Source organism: Aliidiomarina shirensis (assembly GCF_003987345.1).
GTDB lineage: Bacteria > Pseudomonadota > Gammaproteobacteria > Enterobacterales > Alteromonadaceae > Aliidiomarina > Aliidiomarina shirensis.
Map to the genome: position 1 here is coordinate 114,281 of NZ_PIPP01000006.1, position 20,770 is coordinate 135,050.

The following is a 20,770-nucleotide window of genomic DNA, read 5'->3' on the forward strand; positions in this document are numbered from 1 at the left end:
AAAAACTTATTAAAGAGGAAAAAACATGCGTAAGGGATTAATTGCCATCATCGTTATTGTACTAGCGGTGATAGCCTATGTTGCTGGTGTTGTGACCACAAAAAAAGCCACCTACCAAGCGGTTGAAACCTTGGTAGAAGAAGTTGAACGTAATTCTCAGTGGGCGGTTGAGGTTGATTGGCAGGAAGAAGGTGCACGCAACGCAACCGTAGTATTTCGAATGGAAATGGATGAGATTCCTGACCTCGATTTTGCACTATATTATGAAGAAACCATTCAGTTAAGTTACGGATTTTTAAATACCAAGTGGGAAGGCTCTGGCGATGTTACCTTTGGTGACAAGAAAATGAGCGAGTTACTCTATGAGGGCAGCCCTTTTACCTCTTCGGGCGTTGTTAGCCGCGGTGGCTTGCGTGTAACTTACGATTTCCCCGCAATAAACTTGCTTGACGAAGGCTTCGCTGTGCAAGCAAACCCCATGCAAATGCACTTTGTGATGGCAGGTGAAGAGCGGCGCTTCAACTTTGATGCTCCGGAGGTAACGCTCGTTGGCGAGAATAATGAAGGGGTAACGCTAAGCGCGCTGGCAATGAACAGCGATTCTCGGATTCTAGATGGCGAAGTTTTTTCAAGTGATTCGGCATTCACTATGGGGAAAATGGAAATGAACCTAGAAGTAGTAGGGGCACCTATTGTTGTCACGGGTTTAAAGTCGACGCTAAACACTTTGCGCGTAGATGAAGAAATTCGTGTGGATGGGATGTTTGTATTGGAAAGCCTGGATGCAGGGCCAACCGTAAAAGGTAATGCTCGTTTAGATTGGGCCGTTGAAGGCATCAACTATGATGAAATGATGGCGCTTAACGAAGCCCTACAAGAGCCTGACTTGAGTGAAGAAGAAATGGGTGAGCTTTTCTTACACGCTATGGCTGCTAGTGATAACGTGCTAATTCGTTTCAACGAGCTATTTGTTAGCGGTGAAGGGTGGGGTGATTTAGTCAGCCATGGCACGTTTGGTTTCGATTTCGCTGACTTAAGCGATAGTGAAAAAGTAGCGTTGCTACAAAGCCCGGAGTTTGCTCAGCACGTAGATGTAGATTTAGTCATTGAAAAAATGCCAGGCATGCTACAAATGATGATGATGGCATTCACATCGGACGATCTACCATGGAATGTGCGTTTTGCGGATGGCGCACTTTATATAAATGATGAGATGGTTGATTTAAGCGCTATGCAACAATAATATCGGCGCGTATCTTTCATTAAAGGCGAGCGGTTGCTCGCCTTTTTTGATCATGTCTTTTGGATTGCGTTTTTATTTCATGGCTTCTCCGTAGATCTTTTCCTTCTTAAAATAACAGCTTACGGGAAGCGGAATAACTAAGTGATTTTTCAGATCTAAAAATGTTAAAAAAGATCGAAAAATGATCTGGTATTGCTTAATCAATGTGCTAATCTGTTCAACCGGTTTACGAGATTGCTTACAAAATCTGCTGCGTGGTTCAATCACTATCTTCGTGTTGAAGAAAGCGCACAATAAGCAACTTTCCACAATCGAGAAATAAGCAATAAATATAAATATAAGCTGTCCGAGATCGTATTATTCTCGCGTTATATCAAACACATACATAAAAACGCATGCTGCTATTCGGTTTTCGGATTTACGGCAGGATAAGGTGTTCCCCACAGAGTTATCCACAGGTTGTTAGTTCTTTATTTTCAAGAATTCATTCCGTTTTTCTACACTAAAATTGGCTAGATCAGTGCCCCTGTGGCATGCTTAATGCCTAGCAACTTTGCGCTTCAATTAAGAATAGGTTTACCCATATGCAACGCATTCCAAAGCAGCCTTTTATCCTGGTTGATGGTTCTTCATATCTTTTCCGTGCTTTTTACGCGCCACCTCATTTAACCAATTCAGCGGGTGAACCTACGGGAGCCATTTATGGCGTAGTAAATATGCTTCGTAGTTTGTTGAAGCAATTTGAACCGACCCACATGGCGGTTGTGTTTGATGCGAAGGGAGGAACATTCCGCAACGACATGTATGCGGAATATAAGGCAAATCGCCCCCCTATGCCGGATGATTTGCGATCGCAAATTGAGCCCCTGCACAACATTATTCGTGCCATGGGTTTACCACTAATCTCGATCGAGGGTGTAGAAGCCGATGATGTGATTGGAACTTTAGCGCAACAAGCGGCGAAAGAAGGCCGTACTTGTTTAATTAGTACCGGCGATAAAGATATGGCGCAGTTGGTAAATGATCATGTGATTTTGATTAATACCATGACAAGCACGGTACTTGATGAAGCCGCGGTTCCGGAAAAATATGGCGTACGGCCCGATCAAATGATCGATTTTCTGGCGCTTATGGGTGATAGCTCCGATAACATTCCGGGCTTGCCCGGTGTGGGTGAAAAAACGGCACTGAAAATGCTCGAGGGAATGGGTAGTATTGCGGCGATGATTGAGAACCCCGATAAGCTTGCTGAGCTAAGCTTCCGTGGTGCGAAATCAATGCCGGATAAAATCCGTGAGCATAAGGATATTTTATTGCTTTCACAGGCCCTGGCTACCATTAAGCTCGATGTCGAAATGGAACTGTTACCGGAACAACTTACTCTCAGTGAACCGGACGATGAAGCACTGGCAAAACTATACAAAGAATGCGAATTTCGTCGTTGGCTCTCTGAACTATTGGCGAAAGGGCAAGAAGCTCCGGAGCACAAAGGTAAGGCTAAGAATTCAGGTAGCCAAACTGAACTGCTTGAGGGTATTGAACATGACAATGACGATGCGGACAGTGATCACGGAAACGTCGATGCAAGCCAGATTGATACTAGTCATTACGTCACCATTACCGATAAAGAAAGGTTTAATCAGTGGCTAGAAAAACTCGACGCCGCGGAATATTTCGCCATTGATACGGAAACCACTAGCTTGGATTATATGGAAGCCGAACTGGTCGGTATTTCGTTTGCCGTAGCGCCGGGCGAAGCGGCGTATGTACCGCTTATGCACCAAGATCTTGATGGGCCACAACAATTGGAGCGTGATTGGGTTCTGGCGCAGATGAAGCCGTTGCTCGAAGACACTACCGCCAAGAAAATAGGCCAGAACATCAAATACGATATGCATGTTTTTCGCCGTTACGATATTCATCTGCGTGGGATTTTGAACGACACGATGCTTTCGTCCTATGTACTCAATAGTACGAGTTCACGACATGATATGGATACGCTATCGCTTACCCATTTAGGGCATAAAACGATTGCATATGCAGATGTAGCTGGAAAAGGAGCAAAGCAAAAGCGGTTTGATGAGGTGCCGATAAGCCAAGCATCGCCGTACGCCGCTGAAGATGCTGATATTACCTTGCGTTTGCACGAAGTTCTTTGGCCACGCGTGAAAAAGGAAGGCCGGTTGCAAGAGGTGCTAAAAGAAATAGAGCTTCCATTGGTTCCGGTACTGGCGATGATGGAACGCAGGGGCGTAAAAATAGACCCGGATCAACTTGCCAAACAAAGCGCAGAAATTACCAAAGAGCTCGCTGAAATAGAGAAAGAAGCATTTGCAATCGCAGGGGATCCGTTCAACTTGAATTCCACCAAGCAGTTGCAGGTAATTCTATTTGAGCAGTTAGGTTTACCGGTAAAGAAGAAAACACCGAAAGGTGCGCCTTCAACAGCTGAAGAGGTTTTGCAAGAGTTGGCGCTCGATTATCCGTTGCCGGAGTTGATTCTGCGGCATCGAGGCATGGCCAAACTCAAATCTACCTATACTGATAAGCTTCCGCGGATGATTAAAGCCGCTACTGGCCGTATTCATACTTCATATCATCAAGCGGTTACTGCAACAGGGCGGCTTTCTTCTACCGATCCTAACTTGCAAAATATTCCGATTCGCAATGAAGCAGGGCGCCGGGTGCGAAAAGCCTTTGTAGCGCCTGATGGCTACAAAATTGTGGCCATCGATTACAGCCAAATTGAATTGCGGATCATGGCCCATATCTCGCAATCTTCAGGTTTAGTTGAAGCATTCGCCCGTGGCCGCGATATTCATAAAGCAACTGCCGCAGAAGTATTTGGTGTGAGCTTGGATGATGTTACCAGTGAACAACGTCGCCGCGCCAAAGCGGTGAATTTCGGTTTGATTTACGGTATGTCGGCATTTGGCTTGGCGCGGCAATTAAATGTTCCGCAAAAAGACGCGCAACATTATATGAATGTTTATTTTGAGCGCTTCCCAGGTGTTCAGGAATATATGGAACGCACACGTGAAAGTGCGGCGAAGCACGGCTATGTGGAAACCATTTGCGGCCGCCGGTTGTATCTACCAGAAATAAACGCTGGCAATGGAATGCGCAGAAAAGCTGCCGAGCGCGCTGCAATTAATGCGCCAATGCAGGGCTCTGCTGCCGATATCATAAAGAAAGCAATGCTTGATGTAGCGGCGTGGTTAAAAAACCCAGATAACGTTGATGAGGGCGATGTGTTCCTCACAATGCAGGTGCATGATGAGTTAGTTTTCGAAATTCGTGAGGAGAAAGTTGATACTTACGTGAAGTTGCTGACGAATGTAATGGAACAAGCAGTAAAACTTGATGTTCCGTTGATAGCGGAAGCAGGTGTAGGTGATAACTGGGATGAAGCGCACTGATTTTATTGAAGTTTTAGTGGGAAACTTTTTGCGCGATGGCTACTCATAGTTAATGAGCGTATTGCTCTCCCAAGATGTTTTCCCTGGACATCTCTTACCCCGGCTTCTTAGCCGGGGTTTTTTATGGCCACTACTTGTAGTATTTGCGCAGTCACTATTTGGTGAAAATAAACACAAAAAAGCCCAGCATCGCTGGGCTCTTCATTCAATATTTATATGCTATCGCGTATTAGCGAACCTTAATAAAGGCCATTGATATATTGCGATAAAATTTCGATATCGCGATCAGTAAGGCGTGTAGCGATATCGCGCATCATGGCGTTCGGGTCGTTTGCACGCTCACCAGAACGGAATAATTCGAGTTGCGCTTTCGTGTACTGTGCATGTTGGCCACTTAACATTGGGAATGCAGCTAACCCCATACCAGCGCCACCAGGACCATGGCATGCAGCACAAGCCGTGATACCGCGATCAACATCACCACCCATAAACAAGCGTTGCGCTTCCGCCACGATTTCTTCATCAACAGCGCCAATATCATTTTCTTGAGCAGTGTAGTAAGCAGCTAAGTCATGAATATCTTGGTCGCTAAGGTTAGCTACTTGGCTTGCCATTAGCATATTGCTTCTACCACGTTCGCCATTGCTTTCAACGCCCGTGCGGTAATCCATAAGTTGTTTTACTAAATATTTGTAACCTTGGCCGGCTATATTAGGAAAATCACCTGACGGGCTATTACCAGATGGACCATGGCAAGCTGCACAAGTTACCGATTTTTCTTGCCCGGCTTCTGCGTCACCACTAAGGCTGTCTGAGCCTGAAGCCATTGCTGCTCCGCTGGCGAACAGCATCAAACCACATAGAATCGCGAGTTTTTTCATGAGCTCTCTTCTCTGTCTTTTCTTTGTTTTCGGCTGGGCAAACGGCCCGGGAAAAATTCAGTTTCCTATTTTACACGAATCTCGCCACGATGAAACGTCTGAATCGTTGTTCTGTGGTTGGCTCAAGTGCATTCATGCGTCATAATAGGCATCATTCAAGATTTATCGAGGTTTATAGTGAGTACTGACACCCTGCATTTCCAAAAAGCACATTTTACTATCAGTGCTCCAGATATCCGTCACCTGCCGGCCGACGAGGGCATGGAGGTTGCGTTTGCTGGCCGATCGAATGCAGGAAAATCAAGCGCGCTTAACGTGCTTACTCGGCAAAAGAGCCTAGCGCGAACGAGTAAAACACCAGGCCGTACACAGCAAATAAATGTATTTGCGTTAGATGATCATCGGCGTTTAATTGATTTGCCAGGTTATGGTTTTGCGCAAGTGCCACTAGCGATGAAATTAAAGTGGCAACAAGCACTCTCCGAGTATTTGGAAAAACGTAATTGTTTGCGTGGCCTAGTGGTGCTGATGGATGTGCGCCATCCGATGAAAGACCTTGACCAAGAGCTGATTCATTGGGCCGTGGCAAGTGATTTGCCGGTTTTGGTGGTGTTAACGAAAATTGATAAATTGAAAAGCGGGCAACGCAAAGCTGCATTGATGCAAATTCAAGAAGCCGTTCCAGGCTTTGGCGGCGATGTATCGGTTATTTTATTCTCTTCGTTGAATAAAAGTGGCTTGCCTGAACTCGAACAAAAACTTCATCATTGGTTTGCTAATCCGGCGGCTCCGGCATCTGAAGAAACTCCTGATTCATGAAGCCAGCCTTAATTGCCGAGCAGTATCCGCCGAGTACATGGGCTAAATTATTTCTACTGGCATTAGTTTGGGGAAGCTCATTTTGGTTAATTAAAATGGGCCTCGTTACCTTCACACCAACTGAAGTGGCAGCGGTGCGATTAGCCGCGGCGGCTGCGTTTTTAGCCCCCTTTGCTATTGTGCGCATGCATCGTGTGAAGCGGCATCAATGGCCGGTTATACTCTCGGTAGGATTAACGGGTAGCTTACTTCCTGCCTTTCTATTTGCCTTAGCACAAACGCAGATTGCCAGCGGTGTTACCGGTGCCCTAAACGCGCTTACGCCATTATTTACCCTAATTATGGGTGCAATTATATTTCGTCAATGGGTTACTGGGCGCACTATTGTTGGCTTGTTGATAGGCTTTGCGGGTACCGCCATGCTAGTGCTGCTCAATGCTACCGGTGAGCTTACACTGAACGGGTATGCACTGTTTATTGTACTTTCCACTATTTGCTATGGCGCCAACTTAAATCTCATTAAAATCTATTTACCCGATCAAAGCCCACTTACTATCACGGGCGTATCATTGCTAATGGTATTGCCGGTAGCGCTGATATATCTCATTGGGCCGGGCGAGGTAACGAGTAAGTTAGTATCTTCAGCGGCCTGGGGCTCGTTGGCCGCAATTTTGGTGCTTGGCGTGGTAGGTACGGCACTCGCTTTGATTTTATTTAACCACTTAGTGCAAATTGCCACCACGGTATTTGCAAGCTCAGTAACTTATTTGATTCCTATCGTAGCCATGACGCTCGGCGTGCTTAGCGGGGAGCGTATCGGCATCTATCAGCTTGGTGGTATGGGGTTGATACTGGTGGGGGTGTGGTTAGCTAACCGCAAACCGGTGCCTGCTCGCGGTTAACGATATTATGGGGTTACATCTAAAGAAAAGCCGGAATTACCTTGAGTAGGTAGTTCCGGCTTTTTAATTTATCAGTGTTTCTTTTGCTATTACTCGGCGGCAATGCGCGCCTGCTCGGCACTAATATAAGCCGCAATTTGCTGCTCTAAAGTTGCCAGAGGAATACTACCATTGCGTAACACTTGGTAATGGAATTCTCGCAAATCGAAATCTTCACCCAGCGCCGCTTCGGCCTCTGCACGTAATCGTTTAATGGTTAAATCACCTAATTTGTACGATAACGCCTGACCTGGCCAACTGATGTAGCGATCTATCTCAGTATTTACATTGTGTAGCGAAAGCGCCGTGTTGCTGCCAAGGAACTCAACAGCACGCTCGCGGCTCCACCCCATGGCATGCATACCAGTATCTACTACTAAACGCGCAGCGCGCCACATTTCATAGGTTAAGCGGCCGAAATTACTGTAAGGGTCTTGGTAGAAACCGGTTTCTAGCCCCAGATACTCCGCATATAACCCCCAACCTTCACCAAAAGCCGAGATATACGTAGAGCGGCGATAAGGTGGTACGTTTTCCATTTCCGCGGCCAGTGAAATCTGTAAATGATGCCCCGGAACACCTTCATGTAGCGTAAGTGCTTCTAACTCATAGAGTGGGCGTGTTTCCACTGCGTATGTATTTACCCAATATTCGCCGGGTTGATCATCGCGGCTTGGCCCAGAATACCGGCCTTGAGTATAGTTCGGTGCGATCTCTGCCGGCACTGGTTCAACGGCATACGGCGTCCGCGGTAAGTGATGAAATAATCGCGGTAAAACGCCATCAGCTTTTTTCGCAATAAATGCAGCTTCTTTCAGCAATTCTTCGCCGGTTTCCACGTAAAACTGACGATCGGTACGGAGAAAATGAATGAATTCGGCGAAGCTACCTTCGAATCCTACTTCGTCGATCACTTCTTGCATTTCTGCGCGAATGCGCGCCACTTCGGCCAATCCAATTTCGTGAATTTCTTCCGGGCTCAAATCAAGCGTAGTGTAGTGTTTCACCCGATCAGCGTAAAAAGCCTCACCATTTGGTAGCGAGGTAGCGGCGATTTCTGTGCGTGCATTAGGGATATATTCTTCAACTAAAAACTCATGAAAATCCATGAATGCGGGATTAACAAGTGTCGCTATGGCTGTTTGCAATTCTAAATCCAACTCAGCAAATTCTTCCTCAGATAGAATTCGTTTAGCATCGGCCGCGGGTTGGTAGAAAACACTTTCTGTAGGGTCCATAGCAATGTATGCATTGATACCCGCAGCAAAATTTTTCAGCACTACCTGTGGTTGTGCCATGCCTGATGCCAAGCCCTCACGCATATATTCGGTTTGTTGCTGCATCCAATTTGGTACATCACTCAACAAGCTTAAATAGCGATCAAAATCATCTGCGCGTTGAAAACGAATGCTGTTCGGTAAGCCCGCCATGCGATTGTGCGGCCCAGTTTCGTTTGTGAGTGGCATGAGATACATATTGAATTCGTAATCGGAAAGCATATTCTTCAATGCGTATAGCAACATATCACGATTGATTTGATTCTCTTCGCTTAGGCTTTCGGCTGGAATGGCCTCAATTTGTTCGTAATAAGCCAATCTATTTTCATATCTTTCGGCAAGCGCTTCAGGGCTGATATCTTGCAAACGGTTTGGGTCGGTGTTTCGGCCATAGCTCCAGGCGGCTTCTGCCAGCTCAGTAAATTGAGTATTGGCATTTACTTCAGGTGCTTCGGTAGTTTCTGGTGCGGCTTGGCAACCGGTAAGGATTACCAGCGCGCACGCTAAAGCGACTAGGGGAGGCGAATTACGCATGCGAGTTTCCTTAAAATGTAACAAATTATGATAAAAAACCATTTTGCATGGTATTACGGTGCTTTACCAGTCGAAGTATATGCGCTGAAACATGGCAAAACCATAACATTCATCATAAAAAGTTATCTTAAATGCAATTTCGTAATAAAAATATGGTTTTTAGATCAATTAAATTGTTGCGAAACAAACTCATTCACGTAATCTTAACGCCGTTGAAACGCACTATTGCGGCAGGTATGTGAGAGTTAGCAAGGGGTGCAAGGCGAAAAGCAAAAATAAAAAACGCGCTAAACCATTGTTAACGAGAACACTTTATAGCAGGTAATTGTTACAAAGCTGTGATAAGATGTTCGTGTAAAATTTGTTAAAGAATATTTCGGGGAAACCGTTTTAGCATTACTTAACCACTGCTCTTCTACAGAGCACTTATGAACAATAACAATAAACATAAGTTTGGTAATGCGACATCAGGGAACAAAAATAACGCCAGGAGGCGACCCTCTCGCAAATATAATAATAAAAAGCGTAAATGCGAGAGAACAATAATAATAAAACATTTTGGGAAAGAAATACTGCGCAACCGAAACACCATTAAGAGTAGTTCGTTAGCATTTATGCAGTTAAATCTAAACAAGCTCCACCGTTAAAAAGTTGCACCTTTAAGAGTGCGGATAAAAAGAGGTGGATTTACAAGGAAGAAAAACAAGAATAGTAAGGATTCAGCGACAATCGATCTCGGTTTTACCCTTGGGGGGTACGAGTTTCAATCAAGGCGATGGTATTCATCGCCTTTTTTATTGCCTGCGATTTCGTAAATGGCCGGAATGGGCTATGATCACACTACTTTCTAAATGAAGTGTGGACACCTCCACCCTCAAGGGCCTACAAATATGACACGAATCAAGAAAACCCGAAAATCTGGGCCACTCGCTTTACGCAAAGCTGATCGAAAACCCGACGAAGCCGTATCCTCAAGTAAGGCTAAGGAAAATACCAAAGAAAAAGGTAAAGGCAAGGCAGCGGGTAGCCGTTACGGTGCGCAAGCACAATCTCAGCAACAAAAGGCTGCAGGTGAATTGAAAGACCCTCGCCATGGTAGTAAGAAACCTGTGCCGCTTACGGTTCCAAAAAAGGCAATGGCGCCGGAGAAGGAATTGCTAGCACTGGAAAACGACACTCGGTTGCAGGCGTTGCTTGATCGTGCGGAAAATGGCGATATTCTTACCAAAGCAGACCAAGCGTGGCTCGATGCGCAGTTAGCGCGATATCAAGAATTAGCCGAGCTTCTTGGCATCGATTTAGATGCTGAGGAAGATGAAGATGACGATAATTTTGAATATGATTTTAACGAGAACGATATTCTCGATGATGAGATACCGGGCTCGAAGGAGTAGTAAGTGTTGATTTGGATTTCTCTGATTATTGGCGTTTTAGTTGTTGCCGGTTTGAGTGTTTATGCGGGAGTTTTGCTTTCGCGCTTACGCCAGCAAAACAGGGGTATTGCTAAGAACCAGAAAAAACGCCTAAATTATTTACACGAGAGTATAGAAACGATCGCGAAGGCGATGCAGCAAGATCAATGTCCGCTATCAGAGGGCTGTATTCGTATCGCGGTATTACTGGACAACTTACCGCAAGCTGAGCGCCATAATTTTACTGAACGTTGGCCTTCGATTCACGAAATGTATGAGCGTATTAAACATATGCCTACACATGAAGCTCGAAAAGAATTTCCAAAAAAAGAGATTCGGAAAATGGACCTGGAGCGCGAGCGCTTCGAAGTTGAGCTCGAGCAACCTATCAAAGATGATCTGCAAACATTGGTGATATGGGTAAAAGAAGAGCGAGTAAAACAGCGTTAGGTTGATGCCTCGGCGCAACCGGAAAAGTAAAAACATAAATGTAATAAAAGCGCCCAAAGCTTAACGGCTTTGGGCGCTTTTGTTTTGCCAATACCGGATTGTTGGCGCTGAATTATGGCTGCACGTAGATAACACCATCTTTGATGACAAGGTGGATATCTTTGAGCAAATGAATATCGTTCATCGGGTTGCCGCGAACCGCTACGATATCAGCATGCTTGCCCACTTCGATACTACCAATTATATCTTCGGCGCCGAGTAACGTAGCGGCAACAAGGGTAGCAGAGCGAATTGCTTCGATTGGTGGCATTCCCGCTTCTACCATATATTCAAACTCGCGAGCATTTTCACCGTGATCATATACGCCTGAATCGGTGCCGAAGGCAATATTCACACCGGCTGCATAAGCACGTCCGAAAGTACCTTGAATTAGCGGGCCAATGGCGCGCGCTTTGGCGCGAACTTGCTCCGGAAAGTAGCCATCGATTTCAGCACGCTCGGCAACACTGCGGCCGGCAGTGATTGTGGGTACGTAATAGGTACCGTGTTCTTTCATTAGCTCAAATACTTCGTCGTCCATATAAGTGCCATGCTCAATTGAATGAACACCAGCGCGTATGGCGCGCATCATGCCGTCTTTGCCATGTGCATGCACCGCCACGCGCATTCCGTAATCCCGTGCAGTGTCGACAATAGCTTCGAGTTCATCATCCATGAACTGCGGGTTATCGCCGCTTGCAGCCATACTCAGTACGCCCCCGGTAGCCGTAATCTTAATTAAATCAGCGCCTTCTTGATAGCGTGCGCGAACAGCTTGGCGGGCATCATCAATGCCATTTACTACGCCTTCCATCGGGCCAGGGCTTTCAACTAAACCGCGCCGTGAACCGTTGCTCGGATCTGCGTGGCCGCCCGTGGTAGCCAACGATTTAGCAGCCGTATAGACACGCGGTCCGTGCACATAACCTGCTTGAATCGCCCTTTTTAGGGCTACGCTGGCGGCAAAGCTATCACCTAGATCGCGCACGGTAGTAAAACCAGCGCGCAGGGTTAAATCCGCAAAATGAGCGGCACGAAAAGCCACATCTGCCTCGTTGTGGGTATACCGATGCATATAAGAGCCGGGCTCCGATTGCGATGTAAGGTGTGTATGCATATCAATAAAGCCAGGCATTACGGTGCCATTGCGCATATCAATGACAACATCGTCATCGGCTCCGCGGGTGAAACCGGTTTCAATGGCGGTAATTTTATTTTCGTCGATGCGAATAGTAACGTTCTCTTGTGCCTGATTTGCGGTGCCGTCGATCAATCGGCCTGCATGAATTAATGTGTCGGCCACTGCAGGCTGTGCGGCGGCACTAACCCAAGCGGCGATAATTAGCGTAATAACATTGCGTTTCATGAGGTAGCTCCAGAAGTTATGATTATTAGCGTTGGTGCTGCTGGCGTGCTAAACGTGGATTTTACTGAGTAATTTCAAGCTAGTTTCACGGAAGCACTTGATAAACGTTATACTAATAACCAAATTAGCATAAATGCTCCAATAGAAAAGTGGTTTTTATTGGATTCGTATTCGATTAAGCGAGATTCGCCTATGTTATTCCGAGGCATTCGGGAAGATATTGCTAGCGTGTACCAGCGAGACCCAGCTGCGCGACATTTTTTTGAAGTACTCACTAATTATCCGGGTCTGCACGCGATATGGGTTCATCGCATTAGCCATCGTTTGTGGCAATGGCGGTTGCGTTGGCTGGCGCGCTGGATATCTACCATATCGCGCTGGTTAACAGGCGTTGAGATCCATCCTGGGGCTAAAATTGGCCGCCGGTTCTTTATTGACCATGGTATGGGCGTGGTGATTGGTGAAACGGCTGAAATTGGTGATGATTGTACGTTGTATCACGGCGTTACCCTAGGCGGCACCAGCTGGAAATCGGGCAAACGCCACCCAACCTTGGGTAATGGTGTGGTTATTGGTGCGGGCGCAAAAGTGTTGGGGCCATTAATGATAGGTGAAAATGCGCGTATCGGATCGAATTCGGTTGTGGTACGCGATGTGCCCGATGGGGTTACGGTTGTAGGCATCCCCGGCCGTATTGTTGCCGGTGCAAAGCCAAGTACTGAGATTACGGCGCGCACTGAACAAGATAGCCAGCGGGAAGCCATTGCCAAGAAATATGGCTTCGATGCATATGCGGTATCGAAAGATAACCCCGATCCGGTAGCAACATCTATTGGCCGCATGCTTGATCACATGCACATGCTTGATAATCGCGTTGTCGAGATGTGCAAAGCGATTAATCGCATGGGCGGTGATGTTTGCAGTGATGTACCGAAAATTGAATTAGAACACGATGATTTCGTGCAGGCCGAACAAGCGGCTGCGAAGAACCGCACGAAGGCTAAAACCGAAACTACAGATGAGGAAAATGAGAAGTAATGAGTATTCCTACCGTTTTCGAAAATAATGCTGCCGGTATTGGTTACACGCCGTTGGTTCGCTTATCGCGGGTGTTGCCTGAGGGCGCCCTAGCAAATGTGTATGCAAAGGTAGAAAGTAGAAACCCCGCCGGTAGCGTGAAAGATCGCATTGGCTTTGGCATGATTTCACGGGCTGAAGCCGATGGCTTATTAACGCCTGGCAAAGTTTTAATTGAGGCTACGTCGGGCAATACTGGCATAGCGTTGGCTTCAGTGGCGGCTGCAAAGGGTATCGCAATCGCTATTGTAATGCCGCGCTCGGCAAGCTTAGAGCGGCGCCAGTTGATGAAGGCGTTAGGCGCTGACATTATATTAACGCCCGCTGAGAAAGGCATGAAAGGTGCACAAGCTCAAGTTGAGGAAATGATTGCGGCGGAGCCGGATAAATACGTGTATTTGCGTCAGTTTGAGAACCCGGCGAATCCTGATATCCATGAGGCCACAACGGCACCCGAAATTGATGCAAGCCTACAAGGTTCGGTGGACGTATTTGTTGCAGGCGTTGGCACCGGCGGAACGGTTACGGGTGTGGGGCGCTATTTTAAGAAAAAAGATAGAGCCTTAGATATTTGGGCGGTTGAATCGGCTGATTCCCCCTTAATTAGCCAAACCATTGCTGGCGAACCGCTTACCCATACGCCGCACAAAATTCAGGGCATTAGCGCTGGTTTTGTGCCAAAGAACTTAGATCTAAGTTTATTAAAGGGTACGCAACGGATTACCAATGACGAAGCATACGCTATGGCGCATCGGTTAATGCGTGAGGAAGGTATTCTTGCGGGAATATCATCGGGCGCCGCGGTTGTTGCGGCGAATCGCTTAGCGGTAATGCCTGAGTACGCAGGGAAGAATATTGTGGTTATTCTACCAAGCTCAGCAGAACGTTACTTAAGCACGCCATTATTCAAAGATATTTTCACTAGTGAAGAGCTTGAGCCTTAACGGATCAATTCATTCTTTGAATGGTAAAATCTAAAAAGCGCTGCGAGCTTTAGTTAAGCCGCAGCGCTTTTTTGTATTGTTTGTGCGTCATTTTTTTGTGGTAACGCGAATACGCGGTTTATCTTTATTACTGGTTTTCATTTTCTTCAGCTCTTCTTCGGTTTCTAAACCACTTCGGAGCCGATGCGTATCGCTATCGTAGCGGTTAAACAACTCATCTTTTACCGTATTCACCCAAATAGGTACACCAACGAAATAGCCTGCACGGCCAATTGCGTGCGCCGCGATAGGTGCGGTGATCAAGATAAACATGATAACCGCTAACGCCTTTGCCATGACCACTAAATCGTTGAAATGGAGCATGGCGGCAATCATCATTAACGCAACCCCCAATGCTCCGGCTTTCGTGCTCGCGTGCATGCGTGTCATTAGATCGGGTAAGCGTAAAATACCAACTGCAGCAAGCAGCGTGAAAATACCACTTGAAAGCATGAATATAGCAATTACCCAATTCACTATGGTTTCAGTCATCGCGCGGACCTCCACGTTCTAAGAAGCGAGCAAACCCAATGGCGGCTAAAAACGCCGTTAATGCCACCACAATAGCCACATCAATGAAGCTTGAACGGTCGGTAAAAATTGCGTAGGTGCCGGTTATGGCAACAATAACAGTTGCTAACAACTCGAGCGCCACTACGCGATCCGGCAGGGTTGGCCCCATCAATAGACGAATAAAAATTAACAGCATCGATAAACTGAGCAATGCGAATGAAATTAAAATAACAATTTCCACGTAGATGCTTCTCCTCTGGATTAGCGCAAGATTCCAAGAACCCTGCGTTCCATATCTTTCAAACTATCACGCAGTTCTTGTTCATTATCTAAGAACATAGCGTGAATAAATAATACTCGGCGATCATCGGAAACATCGAGGCTGAGTGTGCCAGGCGTCAAAGATATGAGGTTTGCCACCATGGTTATTTCTAATTCGGTTTTTGCTTCTAGTGGCATGGCGATAACACCGGGCTTCATATGCCAAACGGGCGTAATAATATCGAAAGCCACGGTTAAGTTTGCTACTACTAATTCTTTTGAGAAAAACGCAATGAACTTCAATAAACGCGGCAAGCGTCGAGTATAGCCGCGCAAAGAAGGGATTTGCCGCTGCATAACGCCGAGTACCAAATAACCGACAAATAAACCAAACAACAGGTTTATGCCACCCACGTCACCTGTGAGTACAACCCAAGTTACGGCTAGAAGTAGGTTCCACATGAAGCCTATCATTGTGCACCTCCTAGAACCGCATCAATATAGCCTTGTGGGTTTAATAGCTGCGCCGCTGAGTATTCTGCAAATTCATAAATAGGCTGCCCATTTAGGCCGATAAATAGCGTACAAACGGCAAGTAAAACGACGGGGATATAAAGCACAACCGTTGATGCTGATGTTTTCCCTTCAACCAGTGCGGTGTCATCTTGCCCTTTCGGTAGTTTTTTCCAAAACACTTCCGCCCATATTTTAATCATTGAATATAGCGTCAGCAGACCAACCAACAAGGCTATCCCCGTGATAACCCAAGCGTCTGCTTCAACGCCCGCGCGGATGATAATAAATTTCGCAAAGAAGCCCGAAAGTGGCGGAACACCGGCGAGTGAAAGTGCGGGTATTAGGAATAAAATACTTAAAAATGGCCGCGATTTATAAATGCCCCCGAGTTTTTTCAAATCATAGGTTCCAAGTAATCGGTGAGTAATACCGCTTATCAGGAACAAATTCGTTTTCACTATAATGTGATGCATGATGTAGAAAACGCCACCGATTAGGGCTAACGGCGTGAATAAGGCCAAGCCAAGAATCATATAGCCTATTTGGCTGACAATATGAAACGAAAGAATTCGCCTAAATTCAAACTGTGCGGCGGCGCCAAGTACACCCGTAAGCATAGTGAAACCCGCCATCCACAGCAGTATTTCGTGCGTGAAATCCACATTCTGGTTGAATATCAGTGTAAACACGCGGAATAACGCGTACACACCAACCTTGGTAAGCAAACCGGCAAATAAGGCAGAAACTGCCACTGGCCCGGTGTGATAAGAAGCGGGTAACCAGAAAAATAATGGAAATGCAGCCGCTTTAATACCAAAGGCAATCAGGAACATAACGGCGATTACATCGATAAGCCCTGCATTTTCTGCCTCGCCTAGCTTCACCGCAATATCGGCCATATTCAGTGTGCCAACAAGACCATAAAGTAAGCCGATAGCGCTCAAGAATATTGCTGAAGATAATAAGTTTAAGGTTACATATTTTACCGCGCCTTCCATTTGCGCGCGTTCGCCGCCTAGTATTAAAAGCGCGAACGACGCAATTAGCATTACTTCAAACCAAACATACAGGTTGAAAATATCACCGGTGAGGAAGGAACCGGCAACACCAGCGAGCAATAAATGCATTAACGGGTAGTAACCGAATCGTTCATGGCTTGGTGAAGCCGAAGAAAGCGAGTATATAGCGATCGCTACAGCCATCATGCCGGTAAGCACAACCATGATGGCGCTGAGCATATCAGCAACTAGGGTGATGCCAAATGGGGCCTCCCAGTTACCCATATACATAACAACATGGCCATCGTTATAAACGCTGATCATCAGCCAAATGCTAGTAGCAAGTAGAGCAAAGCTCCCCACTAAAGATAACGCGCGCTGAATGGCATTGTAGCGCCAGAACATTACGCACAGTGCACCCGTGAGCAGCGGGATAAGGATAGGCAAAGCAACTTCAAAACTCACGTATCGGTATCCTTCATCTGATCCAAGTTATCGGTGCGAAGTATGTTATACGCCCGGTGAATAAGTACTACAGCAAAAGCGAGCACGCCAAAAGCGATAACAATCGCGGTTAAAATAAGTGCTTGTGGCAGTGGATCAGCAACGATGCCATCGGGGACAACAGCACCTGGTGGAATCAGTGGAGGTGCTCCACGGGTCATTCCAGCAGATGTAAATATAAGCAAGTTTGCTGCATTTGAAAGCAACATCAGGCCAATTACTAGCTTCACAATACTGCGCCGAAGCATCATATAAATAGCTGCTGCATACATGAGGCCAACAGCAATGGCCATAACTGGTTCCATTTGTGCCTCCTTAACGCTCTTCAGCTTCGGTGAGTGCAATAATCATTGTCATTGTTGCACCCACTACAGTTAGGTATACGCCAATATCAAAAATTAGCGGTGTTGATAGTTTTATTTCGGTGCCGCCCGGCAACATAATGGGCCACCATTGTGCGGTTAAAAATGCTTGTCCTTGGAACACGGCAGGAAATACTGAAAGCATACCAATAAATAAACCAATACCGATTAAATTACGCGGATCGACACGCATTAAATCGCGTGTTACCGCCGAACCAAAAGTAAATAAATATAAGGTAAATGCACCTGCGGCAACCAATCCGGCGATAAAGCCGCCACCCGGTTCATTGTGGCCGCGAAGCAGCAAAAATACCGAGAACAGGAGCTGCAAAGGCACTAAAAATCGCGCCGCAGTGTACAGAATAATCGTGCCGGGTTTCATCATGATTTCTTGCCCTCCTTATCCTCGTTCTCAGCGTCATCATCGTGTTCTTCGGCTTTGCGTTTAGCCGCTTGTGAATCATCGTGATCGCGATCTTCATCGTAGGAACTATTTGGCGAATCATCCTCGTCGTCGTCATCATTGTCGTTGCGGTCTTTCATCGCACCAGCGGAGATAATATTCTGATCTTCCAGCATTTTCTGGTGAATTTCTTCGAGCGAATGAATAATATCTTTCTCCGCTAATTTCTTCTCACCTAAAATAAGTGTTCCCGCATAGTGGTTTGAACCAGGCGAAGTAGCCGGATTAAATTTAATCATCGCGTACACACCCATTGCTGCAAGGGCCAATACGAAAATTTCTCCCAAGGTATCTAACGCTCGGTAATCAACCAAGATCACATTTACGATATTTCGGCCGTGCGCTAACGTGTAGCTATTTTCAATCATGTATCCAGATATTGGTTCGAACAGCTGTACATCAATGGTAATCATGATTAGGAACATGATTAGAACACCAACCAGAAGCGCTACTATTGCATCGCGAATACGCTCTCGAGTTGTGGATATGTTTGAAAAGCTTGGTAATCGGAACAGTACAAGTACCAGTAGAATAACCGTTAGTGTTTCTACAAGAATTTGCGTAATACCAAGATCTGGTGCGCTGAATAAGATAAAAATAAGCGCTACCGAGAAGCCAACGGCACCCATCGCCGCAACTGAGCCGAGGCGCGAATGGGTGATGCAGGCGGCAATTGCCGCAGCTACCAAAATACCAACGGTTACCAGTTCATGGAAGTAGAGGTTTACGTCCCAATTCCAATGCAGCTGATAACGAGTGAGTAGCGTGTAGCCCGTGAGGCCAACGAACACAAGTACGATTGTGCGTAAATAATTTCGCATCGACCCGTTTTGTAATATTCGGGTTTGCCACTCCGCTACCCATACGATTGCATCCATGAACCAAAAATATCCGCGTTCCGGACCGCGAGCGATAATCGGATCGAGCACTTGTAAGCGGCTCCGGAATGCATCCCAATATTTAAATAGCACTAAACCAACGGCAATACTGATTCCTGAGAGTAAAAGCGGAAGGTTTAAGCCATGCCAAAGCGCTAAATAACCTTCAACAACACCGCCGGCTACAGCGGTGGAAGCAGGTAGGGTTACCCAGCTACCTACGGTGCCAGGAATGATACCAGCCACAAGTGACAGGAATACTAAAACAACGGGGCCAGCCAGCATGGCTATTGGTGGCTCGTGAATTTTTTCTTTTTCTTTAGGCGCTTTGAACGTGCCAAAAAACGGACGTAAAGCGATTACCGAGGCTACGGTTACCACAAAGATAGAGGCCACCATAACGAATACATAAATAAAGCTATGGAAAGCACCACCTAGCATTGATTCTAACAATAACTCTTTCGCCACGAATCCGAATAGCGGTGGAATACCTGCTAACGAGAGCGCGGCTACGGCTACTAAAATGGCGGTTAATGGAAGATTTTTCCGGAGGCCGCCGAGCAAAGTAACATCGCGGCTACCTGCTTCATGGTCAACGATACCAGCAAGCATAAATAGCGCGCCTTTGTACAAAGAGTGCGCTAATAAATACGCCGCAAAGGCAATCATAGCGGTTTCGGTACCTATTCCGATAAGGAGCGTTAATGTACCTAGCGCCATAATGGTTGAGTAAGCGAGTAGTTTTTTCAAATCGGTGCTGCGTACCGCCATAAAGGCACCGGTAAGCATGGTCATCGCGCCGAAACTACTAAGTAGAATGGTCCATAAGCCACTTTCGCCAAGTTCTGGCTGTAACCGCGCAAGCAAATAAATACCTGCTTTTACCATGGTTGCCGAATGTAAATAGGCACTTACCGGTGTTGGCGCTGCCATGGCGTTCGGTAACCAAAAATGAAACGGGAATTGGGCTGATTTCGTAAATGCGCCCAGCAACAAACAAATCAGCATGCCAACGAATAAAGGGTGTTCGGTAAGGGCTTCAGACGAACCTAATATTTCTTGAATGGAATAGGAGCCGGCTATTGAGGCGAGCATTACGAGGCCACAGAGTAGCGCCAAACCACCAGCCACGGTAACAATAAGCCCTTGCAGCGCTGCTTTCCGAGCTTCGGCACTTTGATGATTAAAGCCGATAAGCATATACGAAGTAATGCTGGTTAATTCCCAGAACACGAACAAGGTAATCAGGTTATCGGCCAGCACTAAGCCGAGCATTGAGCCCATGAAGGCAAGTAAAATAACGAGAAAACGATTTTGTGCTGGGTTTCCTTTCAAATAGGCGCCGGCATACAAAACAATGAGTGTTCCGATACCGCAAATGAGCAAGGCAAACATGAGCGATAGCCCATCGAGTACCATGGTTAAGGAAATATCGAGGCCGGGGATCCATTGATATTCATGGATCAATACTTCACCACCAGCAACAAGCGGAATATGAGTAGCAAACCAAATGGTAAGTACAGCCGGCACCAGCGCCATAATATAGGCTGTGCGATGTTGGTGCTGCACAAACAGCCAAGGCGTAATTAATGCTGCAAGGTATATCACCAGTACGGCAAGTTGCATGGTTTGTCCTCTCCAGCTTAACGAGAAATCAATGGGTTACCGAGTATTCCAGCAATTGAACCATGTAATCTAGCATAATTTCATAAATTGAGTGAAGTGAACTCGTTGGCTATTAACCGAATTTCCAGTGTTTGCCGATGTAAAAAACTGTTATGTTCGCTTGTTTTTATCTTAAATTGGCCCAACATCCTGTTCAATACTCAACGGC

18 protein-coding genes are annotated in these 20,770 nt (G+C 46.3%); 8 read left to right on the forward strand and 10 right to left on the reverse strand.

Annotated elements, in window-relative coordinates; genetic code table 11:
• Positions 1-25: 25 nt before the first annotated feature.
• Positions 26-1,243, forward strand: coding sequence for a DUF945 family protein (locus tag CWE13_RS11415; protein WP_126808764.1), 1,218 nt, complete (start codon positions 26-28; stop codon positions 1,241-1,243).
• Positions 1,244-1,827: 584 nt separating this feature from the next.
• Positions 1,828-4,662 carry a DNA polymerase I gene (polA, locus tag CWE13_RS11420; protein ID WP_126808765.1) on the forward strand — a complete coding sequence of 945 codons (2,835 nt, stop codon included), beginning with the start codon at positions 1,828-1,830 and terminating at the stop codon, positions 4,660-4,662.
• A 239-nt stretch (positions 4,663-4,901) separates the two neighbouring features.
• On the opposite strand, the gene CWE13_RS11425 is transcribed toward polA, so the two are convergent.
• Positions 4,902-5,543, reverse strand: a complete 642-nt coding sequence (locus CWE13_RS11425) for a c-type cytochrome (RefSeq protein WP_126808767.1) — start codon at positions 5,541-5,543, stop codon at positions 4,902-4,904.
• Positions 5,544-5,720: 177 nt separating this feature from the next.
• Here CWE13_RS11425 and yihA point away from each other — a divergent pair, with 177 nt between their 5' ends.
• Both yihA and CWE13_RS11435 read left to right on the forward strand, forming a co-directional pair.
• A complete protein-coding gene (yihA, locus tag CWE13_RS11430) occupies positions 5,721-6,362 on the forward strand; it encodes a ribosome biogenesis GTP-binding protein YihA/YsxC (protein ID WP_126808769.1) in 642 nt (213 codons plus the stop codon).
• On the forward strand, positions 6,359-7,264 hold the full coding sequence (locus tag CWE13_RS11435; protein WP_126808771.1) for a DMT family transporter: 906 nt from the start codon (positions 6,359-6,361) through the stop codon (positions 7,262-7,264). Before yihA ends, CWE13_RS11435 begins: the two co-directional genes overlap by 4 nt.
• Positions 7,265-7,353: 89 nt before the next feature.
• Here CWE13_RS11435 and CWE13_RS11440 read toward each other — a convergent pair whose 3' ends face one another.
• The gene (locus CWE13_RS11440) at positions 7,354-9,114 is read right to left on the reverse strand and encodes a DUF885 domain-containing protein (RefSeq protein ID WP_126808773.1); all 1,761 of its coding nucleotides are present in this window, start codon (positions 9,112-9,114) and stop codon (positions 7,354-7,356) included.
• 890 nt (positions 9,115-10,004) lie between these two features.
• On the opposite strand from CWE13_RS11440, the gene yihI reads away from it, so the two are divergent.
• Both yihI and CWE13_RS11450 read left to right on the forward strand, forming a co-directional pair.
• Positions 10,005-10,508 carry a Der GTPase-activating protein YihI gene (gene yihI, locus CWE13_RS11445; protein WP_157980967.1) on the forward strand — a complete coding sequence of 168 codons (504 nt, stop codon included), beginning with the start codon at positions 10,005-10,007 and terminating at the stop codon, positions 10,506-10,508.
• Between the two features lie 3 nt (positions 10,509-10,511).
• Positions 10,512-10,976, forward strand: a complete 465-nt coding sequence (locus tag CWE13_RS11450) for a DUF2489 domain-containing protein (protein WP_126808777.1) — start codon at positions 10,512-10,514, stop codon at positions 10,974-10,976.
• Positions 10,977-11,088: 112 nt separating this feature from the next.
• On the opposite strand, the gene CWE13_RS11455 is transcribed toward CWE13_RS11450, so the two are convergent.
• Positions 11,089-12,381 carry a metal-dependent hydrolase family protein gene (locus CWE13_RS11455; protein WP_126808779.1) on the reverse strand — a complete coding sequence of 431 codons (1,293 nt, stop codon included), beginning with the start codon at positions 12,379-12,381 and terminating at the stop codon, positions 11,089-11,091.
• Between the two features lie 192 nt (positions 12,382-12,573).
• Between CWE13_RS11455 and cysE the strand changes: the two genes are divergently transcribed.
• Complete coding sequence (cysE, locus tag CWE13_RS11460; RefSeq protein WP_126808781.1) at positions 12,574-13,419, forward strand: serine O-acetyltransferase; 846 nt, start codon at positions 12,574-12,576, stop codon at positions 13,417-13,419.
• Positions 13,419-14,402 (forward strand): cysteine synthase A, encoded by a 984-nt coding sequence (gene cysK, locus CWE13_RS11465; protein WP_198677955.1) that lies wholly within the window; start codon positions 13,419-13,421, stop codon positions 14,400-14,402. Before cysE ends, cysK begins: the two co-directional genes overlap by 1 nt.
• 87 nt (positions 14,403-14,489) lie before the next feature.
• On the opposite strand, the gene mnhG is transcribed toward cysK, so the two are convergent.
• Genes mnhG through CWE13_RS11500 form a run of 7 tightly spaced genes read right to left on the reverse strand, consistent with a single transcriptional unit; the run spans position 14,490 to position 20,562 of the window.
• On the reverse strand, positions 14,490-14,933 hold the full coding sequence (gene mnhG / locus CWE13_RS11470; protein WP_126808783.1) for a monovalent cation/H(+) antiporter subunit G: 444 nt from the start codon (positions 14,931-14,933) through the stop codon (positions 14,490-14,492).
• Entirely contained in the window at positions 14,926-15,195 is a 270-nt protein-coding gene (locus CWE13_RS11475; RefSeq protein ID WP_007419484.1) for an MrpF/PhaF family protein, read from the reverse strand. Before CWE13_RS11475 ends, mnhG begins: the two co-directional genes overlap by 8 nt.
• Before the next feature lie 20 nt (positions 15,196-15,215).
• Positions 15,216-15,689 carry a Na+/H+ antiporter subunit E gene (locus CWE13_RS11480; protein ID WP_126808785.1) on the reverse strand — a complete coding sequence of 158 codons (474 nt, stop codon included), beginning with the start codon at positions 15,687-15,689 and terminating at the stop codon, positions 15,216-15,218.
• On the reverse strand, positions 15,686-17,194 hold the full coding sequence (locus CWE13_RS11485; protein WP_126808787.1) for a Na+/H+ antiporter subunit D: 1,509 nt from the start codon (positions 17,192-17,194) through the stop codon (positions 15,686-15,688). Before CWE13_RS11485 ends, CWE13_RS11480 begins: the two co-directional genes overlap by 4 nt.
• Positions 17,191-17,538, reverse strand: a complete 348-nt coding sequence (locus CWE13_RS11490) for a Na+/H+ antiporter subunit C (protein WP_126808788.1) — start codon at positions 17,536-17,538, stop codon at positions 17,191-17,193. The genes CWE13_RS11485 and CWE13_RS11490 overlap by 4 nt, the downstream gene beginning before the upstream one ends.
• A gap of 10 nt (positions 17,539-17,548) precedes the next feature.
• Positions 17,549-17,980, reverse strand: coding sequence for a Na+/H+ antiporter subunit B (locus tag CWE13_RS11495; RefSeq protein WP_126808790.1), 432 nt, complete (start codon positions 17,978-17,980; stop codon positions 17,549-17,551).
• Positions 17,977-20,562, reverse strand: coding sequence for a putative monovalent cation/H+ antiporter subunit A (locus tag CWE13_RS11500; RefSeq protein WP_126808792.1), 2,586 nt, complete (start codon positions 20,560-20,562; stop codon positions 17,977-17,979). Before CWE13_RS11500 ends, CWE13_RS11495 begins: the two co-directional genes overlap by 4 nt.
• Positions 20,563-20,770: the final 208 nt, after the last annotated feature.

Excerpts from the sequence above, each read along its gene's own strand:
- CWE13_RS11415 (WP_126808764.1), top strand. The coding sequence starts at position 26 with ATGCGTAAGGGATTAATTGCCATCATCGTTATTGTACTAGCGGTGATA.
- polA (WP_126808765.1), top strand. The coding sequence starts at position 1,828 with ATGCAACGCATTCCAAAGCAGCCTTTTATCCTGGTTGATGGTTCTTCA.
- CWE13_RS11425 (WP_126808767.1), bottom strand. The coding sequence starts at position 5,543 with ATGAAAAAACTCGCGATTCTATGTGGTTTGATGCTGTTCGCCAGCGGA.
- CWE13_RS11435 (WP_126808771.1), top strand. The coding sequence starts at position 6,359 with ATGAAGCCAGCCTTAATTGCCGAGCAGTATCCGCCGAGTACATGGGCT.
- CWE13_RS11440 (WP_126808773.1), bottom strand. The coding sequence starts at position 9,114 with ATGCGTAATTCGCCTCCCCTAGTCGCTTTAGCGTGCGCGCTGGTAATC.
- yihI (WP_157980967.1), top strand. The coding sequence starts at position 10,005 with ATGACACGAATCAAGAAAACCCGAAAATCTGGGCCACTCGCTTTACGC.
- CWE13_RS11455 (WP_126808779.1), bottom strand. The coding sequence starts at position 12,381 with ATGAAACGCAATGTTATTACGCTAATTATCGCCGCTTGGGTTAGTGCC.
- cysE (WP_126808781.1), top strand. The coding sequence starts at position 12,574 with ATGTTATTCCGAGGCATTCGGGAAGATATTGCTAGCGTGTACCAGCGA.
- cysK (WP_198677955.1), top strand. The coding sequence starts at position 13,419 with ATGAGTATTCCTACCGTTTTCGAAAATAATGCTGCCGGTATTGGTTAC.
- mnhG (WP_126808783.1), bottom strand. The coding sequence starts at position 14,933 with ATGACTGAAACCATAGTGAATTGGGTAATTGCTATATTCATGCTTTCA.
- CWE13_RS11480 (WP_126808785.1), bottom strand. The coding sequence starts at position 15,689 with ATGATAGGCTTCATGTGGAACCTACTTCTAGCCGTAACTTGGGTTGTA.
- CWE13_RS11490 (WP_126808788.1), bottom strand. The coding sequence starts at position 17,538 with ATGGAACCAGTTATGGCCATTGCTGTTGGCCTCATGTATGCAGCAGCT.
- CWE13_RS11495 (WP_126808790.1), bottom strand. The coding sequence starts at position 17,980 with ATGATGAAACCCGGCACGATTATTCTGTACACTGCGGCGCGATTTTTA.
- CWE13_RS11500 (WP_126808792.1), bottom strand. The coding sequence starts at position 20,562 with ATGCAACTTGCCGTACTGGTGATATACCTTGCAGCATTAATTACGCCT.